This is a genomic window from Mesorhizobium sp. M7A.F.Ca.CA.004.12.1.1 (assembly GCF_003997835.1).
In the GTDB taxonomy this organism is placed as follows: domain Bacteria; phylum Pseudomonadota; class Alphaproteobacteria; order Rhizobiales; family Rhizobiaceae; genus Mesorhizobium.
Window position 1 is genome coordinate 1 of record NZ_RZRK01000368.1, and the last position, 5,918, is coordinate 5,918.

The following is a 5,918-nucleotide window of genomic DNA, read 5'->3' on the forward strand; positions in this document are numbered from 1 at the left end:
GTCGTGGTAGTTGTGCGGGGTGAGCACCGCCGACAGCACCGGCACGCCGGTCGACAACTGCGCGTTCATCATGCCGTCGAGCACCGCGCTGGCGACGAATTCATGCCGGTAGATGCCGCCATTGACGACAAAAGCGGTGCCGAGGATCGCGGCATAGCGGCCGGTCCCGGCCAGGGTCTTGGCATGCAGGGGGATTTCATAGGCGCCCGGCACGTCGAAGACGTCAACGGTGAAGCGCTCGCCTCCGATGTCAGCCAGTGCCGCTTCGAAGGCCTGCACGCACTGGTCGACGATGTCGGCATGCCAGCGCGCGCGGATAACGGCGATGCGAGTCTTTTCGTAGTCTTTATGGGAATGCTGATTCATGGGCCCATCCTTCCGTTTCGAACCAGAATCAGGACGCACGATACGGATTAAGCCCGCGAAGAGCGGGCCGGCTTCCGTTTCGTTCTCTTCCATCCGGACTCTAACCGTCGGCTCCGGAATCACACCGGATCTGCTGACCTTTCCGAAACCGGAAAGCGCTCGCGGGCTTGGGCCCGCGCATGACCCCGAAAACCGGAACGGTTTTCGGAAAGGAATCATGCGCAACTAAGAGTCCTTACCGCCGGTGGGGACTTTCACCCCGCCCTGAGAACATTAACGGCTTTGTATGAAAGGGCAGGGCGCTGCTGTCAACCGTGAGAAGGTTGGGCCAAGTCCGTTCGATTATCGCGTGCGCCACGCCGCCGCCGATGCGGCGATCAGCATCAGCGATGCTGCGACCATTGCGCAGGTGGCAAAACCAAAGCTGGAGTAGAGCGGCCCGAAGCTGGTGGTGCCGACGAAGACCGCGAGGTAAGTCACCGCACTGTTCAGGCCCATGATCGTGCCGCGCCGCGAGGGATCGAGCGCAGACAGGCGCATTACCAGGACATTCAGGCCGAAATGATTGGCCAGTCCCCAGATTGCCACCATGGTCAAGGTCAGCCCGAAACTGCCGCTCGTCGCCGCCATCGCGACATAGACGACTGCGACCAGAAGATAGGCGAACGGCATTACGCGCCGCGCACCCAGTCTGTCGATGACGCCGTCGAGCAGAGCAGCCGTCCCGAAGCCTATGCCGTAGGCAAGCGCCGCCAGGCCATTGGCGCTCACCGGCTGTCCCAGCCCGACATGAAGATGGTCGCCGAGATAGCCATAGACGCCGTAGAACGAAGTCATGAAGGCCGCGCACGCCACCAGCAGCGGCAGGATTCCGGGAATGCCGAGCGCTTCCAGCGGGGCGGGCGCCGGTCCGGCCTTCCTGATGTCGCTGAGCGACGTCACTGTCAGCCCCATCCATGCAAGGGCCGCAAGCACCGCGACCGCTGCGAAAACGGCGCGCCAATGCACAAGATCGGCAAGCACGGCCGAAAGCGAAACGCCGGCGACCATGCTGAGCGTCCATCCAGTCAGGACGACGCCGATCGTGCCGCTCTCCCTGCCCGGTGGGGCAATGGCTGCGGCGCTGGCATAGATCGCGGGCATGGCGATGCCGGCAGCGATGCCGGCCAGCAGCTGTGCGGAGACCAGCATGGTCACCGTGGGTGCAGCGGCACTTGCGACCAGCGCCAATGCCAACAGCAACAGTGCGCTCTGCAGCATCCTGCGAGCACCGAGCCGGTCGATGTAGCGCGCAAGGAACAGGGCGCTTGCGGAGGTGCCAAGGCCGAACGCTGCCGCCGCAATCATCACGGCCGGCACGCTGGTTCCGAACGACGAGGCGACAGCCGGTGCGATCGGACCCAGCACAAGCGAGTTCGAGCCGATGACAGCGATGCATCCGGTCAGCAGATAGGCAAGCGCCGGGATCGGGGCTCGGGCAGTCAATGGCGCAACTTGATCAATGTTCGACATATCAGCATAATGGCCGTATTCCATTCAGCGGAGAACCCGGAATTTCGCCATGGATGAAGAAACAGATGGCATTCTGCAGAACAGGCCCGCGGCCCGCGATCTCGACGCGACAGACCGAAGAATATTAGGTGTCCTGGTCGATGACGCCACGATCAGCTACGCCGAACTCGGCGATCGCGTCGGCTTGTCGCCACCCGCAGCGCATGAGCGGGTCAAACGGCTCCGTCGCAGCGGCGCCATCCGCAACACAGTCGCCATCATCGATCCCCGGGCGGTGAAAAAGCCTTTGCTTGCCTTTGTCCATATCGACACCAGGGGCTGGGGAAAGACGCCGGAGCTGATGGCGGTCTCGCAATATCCCGAAGTCGAGGAGATCCATACGGTCGCCGGCGACACCTGCATGCTGCTGAAGGTCCGCACGGAAGACACCAGAGCACTCGAAGGCCTTTTGGCGCGCCTGTACGAAACGCCGGGGGTCACCTCGACGCGCAGCTATGTGGTTTTATCGACCTATCTGGAGCGGCCGGTGCAGCCGGGCATTACCGAGACGTGGCCGACCCCGAAGCATATGGCGGAGCCTCTGTACTAGGGACGTGGGCTACGCCCGCTCGGGGAACATCGCCTTCAATCCCTCGCGCGATGCCTTGGCAACGCCGCGCTCGGTGATCAAGCCGGTGACCAGTCGCGCCGGCGTCACATCGAAGGCCGGGTTGGCCGCAGGCGTCGTCTCCGGCGAAATGCGAACCTGGGCAATCTCGCCGGCAGCGGTCTTGCCCCAGACCAGCGAGACCTCGTCGGCCGAGCGCTGCTCGATCGGGATCTCGGCCAGTCCGTCATGTACCGTCCAGTCGATGGTCGGCGACGGTAGCGCGACATAGAACGGCACGTCATTGTCGGCGGCGGCGAGCGCCTTCAGATAGGTGCCGATCTTGTTGCAGACATCGCCGTCGGCCGTTGTGCGGTCGGTGCCGACGATGACCATGTCGATTGCGCCGCGCTGCATCAGATGGCCGCCGGCATTGTCGACGATCAGTGTGTGCGGCACGCCGTGCCCGGCCATCTCCCAGGCGGTCAGCTGTGCGCCCTGGTTGCGCGGCCGCGTTTCATCGACATAGACATGGACCGGAATGCCGGCTTCTGTGGCCAGGTAGATCGGCGCCGTGGCGGTGCCGTAGTCGACCGTGGCCAGCCAGCCGGCATTGCAGTGGGTCAGGATGTTGACCGGTTCGCCCTTCTGCTTGCGCGCCGCGATCGCCTTGATGATGGCAAGACCGTTCTCGCCGATGGCGCGGTTGAGGCCGACATCTTCGTCGGCGATCTCACTGGCCCGCCGATAGGCGGCTTCGGCGCGTTGTTCGGGAGGCAAAGGCCGCAGGAAGCGCCGCATTTCGTCCAGCGCCCAGCGCAGATTGATCGCGGTTGGCCGCGTCTCGTGCAGGGTCTCCCACACGGCATCGAGCGCTGCATCCGACGGATCGTCAGCCATCTGCATGGCGACGCCGTAGGCAGCGGTGACGCCGATCAGCGGCGCGCCGCGTACCCACATGTCGCGGATGGCGGTGGCGATGCCGTCGACCGTGCCGATCGTCTCGATGCGGAAATCGTGCGGCAGCCAGCGCTGGTCGATGATATCGACCGAACGGCCGTCGTCGCTCAGCCAGATGGTGCGATAGTGGCGGTCGCCGACGTTCAAATGCTGCTCTCCTGTTCGATCAGCGCGGCCAGTTGGTTGACCTCGTCGATGCTGTGGATCTGGCGCCGGTTGACGGCGAGATGGCGGCCGAATCGCAGCGCCTTTGCTTCACAACTGGCGCGCAGATCCTCGTCGGCAATGGTCTCGAAATCGGCATTGTGGGCGAGGCCGAGGATACGCCGATGAACCTCGATGCCGGCAAAGCCGAGCAGGTCGGTCCACATCTGGTGCAGCACATGGTCGAGCGCCTGCTCGGCGCCGAGCCTGTCGCCCTGATCCTCGAACAGGCTCTTCTGATAGAGCATGCCGGTGCGCTCGGTGCGCCATAGATGCGAGAATTCGGCGCGGAACACCGACCATGTCTCGACCGTCACACCGAGCAGATAGGCGCGCATGGCGTCGCGCTTTCCCTCCTCCTCGTGGCCGCGTTGCGAGAAGAACGACATCCAGAAATTGGCGAGCAGCATGCCGACATCGAAAGCCATCGGACCGTAGAAGGCGAACTCCGGATCGATCATCCGGGTTTCGCTGTCGGTGACCATGATCGAGCCGGAATGCAGATCGCCATGCAGCAGCGTTTCGGCATTGGCGGCGAAGATGTGCTTCAGCCGCTGCGCCTCGACCTTGAGGTCGCGGTCGGCGCGCAGTTCGGCGACCAGGCCGTCGAGCTGCGGCGAGGTGTGCCGGTTCATCTTGGCGTCGAAATAGGGGTCGGAAAACACCAGGCTTTCGGTGATGTCGCAAAGCTCGACATTGTCGGCGAACAGCGCCAGATCGGCCTTGCGGTCCTTGGCGGCCATATGGAGGTCGGAGCCGCGAAACAGCGTCCGGGCCATGAACAGGCCGATATCCCGGGCGATGTTCGGCAATTGCCGGCCGTCGATCAGCGCACGGCGCAGGATGATATGCGGCGGCGCAAGATATTCCATGATGATCAGCGCCTGGCCTTCATCGAAATAATGGATCGCCGGCACCGAGCCTGGCGCGCGTGCCTCTTGCCTGGTCAGTGCGTGATATTCGAAGAAGGAGCGCTTCAACGGCAGCGGCCAGCTGTCGCCGACCAGGCGAACATAGGGCAGGGCTTGCTTGACCACGGCTGCACCGCTGGCGCCCTCGACGATGAACACCAGGTTGAGATTGCCGTCGCCGACCTCGCGGACCTTCCAGGCGCCAGTGTCCTTGCCGATCTTCGCGCATAGCGCCTCGTTGCCGCCAAGGCGTGCAGCCAGGGTTTCGACCGATAGTGCTTCGAACGGCAATTTTTCAGTCATCGTCATCCTCCCGCTTATGCGCTCCGAACATAACGGAGGCGTGGCGGCTGGGCCAAGCTAGGAAGCGATCTGGCAATTGTCAATCGTGTTGACAATTGCCGATACAGCCCATAGCGTCATGTCAGGGAGGAACGCATGGTCGGTAATGCCGTGTTCCGCGTAGAGGGACTGAGGAAATCCTTTGGCCATAACGAGGTGCTAGGCGGCGTCTCGGTCGAATTGCATGCCGGCGAAGTCACCGTGCTGATGGGCGCCAACGGCGCCGGCAAATCCACCCTCGTCAAGATCATCTCCGGTGTCTACGAACGCGGCGGCGGCACGATGGCGCTCGCCGACCAGGATTTCGCACCGAAAACCCCGGCCGAAGCGATCCGCGCCGGCGTTGTCACCGTGCACCAGAATATTAACGACGGTGTCGTCGCCGACCTCGACGTCGCCACCAACCTGACCCTCGACCGACTGAGCGGCAGCGGCGCGCCGACCCTGTTCAATCCCGTCCGTGTGCGGCGGGAGGCCAAGGCGGTTGCCGACCGCATGGGGCTGGCCATCGATTTGAAGGCGCGGGTGAGCGATCTTTCGCTGGCCGATCGCCAGATGGTGGCGATTGCCCGCGCGCTGGCGCACAAGCCGAAAGTGCTGATCCTCGACGAGCCGACCTCATCGCTGTCCAGCGCTGAGGCCGACCGGCTGTTCGCGCTGATCGACAGGCTGCGCGAGCAGGGCGTGGCGATCCTCTACATCTCGCATCGCATGTCGGACATCAGGCGGCTGGCCGACCGCATCGTCTCGATGCGTGACGGGATCATCTCAGGCATTTTCGACAGGAAACCGCTCGACTATGAAGGCGCGGTCAACGCCATGCTCGGCCGCAAGATCCATCTCGACCAGATCGTCGTCAGGAATTCGGCCAAGGCAGTCGTGACGATCGAGGGTCTACGCATTGCGCCGGGCGCCCGGCCGATCTCGCTGACGCTCGGCGACGGCGAGGTCGTTGCCATCACCGGCCTCGTCGGCGTCGGCAAGACGGCGCTTGCCGAGACTCTCTTTGGTGTGCGCCAGCCGCTCGCCGGCACAAT

At 63.7% G+C, this 5,918-nt stretch carries 6 protein-coding genes and 1 riboswitch; of the genes, 2 read left to right on the forward strand and 4 right to left on the reverse strand.

Annotation, left to right across the window (positions count from 1 at the left end; all coding sequences use genetic code 11):
- Together EN984_RS19550 and EN984_RS19555 are read right to left on the reverse strand one after the other, a co-directional pair.
- Nucleotides 1–366: 6,7-dimethyl-8-ribityllumazine synthase (locus tag EN984_RS19550; RefSeq protein WP_127383886.1), on the reverse strand; the 366-nt coding region annotated here is incomplete at its 3' end.
- Nucleotides 367–443: 77 nt separating this feature from the next.
- A riboswitch (FMN riboswitch) is annotated at nucleotides 444–642 on the reverse strand.
- A 66-nt stretch (nucleotides 643–708) separates the two neighbouring features.
- Entirely contained in the window at nucleotides 709–1,878 is a 1,170-nt protein-coding gene (locus EN984_RS19555) for an MFS transporter (protein ID WP_127269809.1), read from the reverse strand.
- Between the two features lie 49 nt (nucleotides 1,879–1,927).
- Between EN984_RS19555 and EN984_RS19560 the strand changes: the two genes are divergently transcribed.
- Complete coding sequence (locus EN984_RS19560) at nucleotides 1,928–2,467, forward strand: Lrp/AsnC family transcriptional regulator (RefSeq protein WP_127269807.1); 540 nt, start codon at nucleotides 1,928–1,930, stop codon at nucleotides 2,465–2,467.
- A 9-nt stretch (nucleotides 2,468–2,476) separates the two neighbouring features.
- Here EN984_RS19560 and mtnA read toward each other — a convergent pair whose 3' ends face one another.
- On the reverse strand, nucleotides 2,477–3,571 hold the full coding sequence (gene mtnA / locus EN984_RS19565) for an S-methyl-5-thioribose-1-phosphate isomerase (protein ID WP_127270093.1): 1,095 nt from the start codon (nucleotides 3,569–3,571) through the stop codon (nucleotides 2,477–2,479).
- Entirely contained in the window at nucleotides 3,568–4,842 is a 1,275-nt protein-coding gene (gene mtnK, locus EN984_RS19570) for an S-methyl-5-thioribose kinase (RefSeq protein WP_127270091.1), read from the reverse strand. The genes mtnA and mtnK overlap by 4 nt, the downstream gene beginning before the upstream one ends.
- Nucleotides 4,843–4,977: 135 nt before the next feature.
- Between mtnK and EN984_RS19575 the strand changes: the two genes are divergently transcribed.
- Nucleotides 4,978–5,918: ATP-binding cassette domain-containing protein (locus tag EN984_RS19575; protein ID WP_164765537.1), on the forward strand; the 941-nt coding region annotated here is incomplete at its 3' end.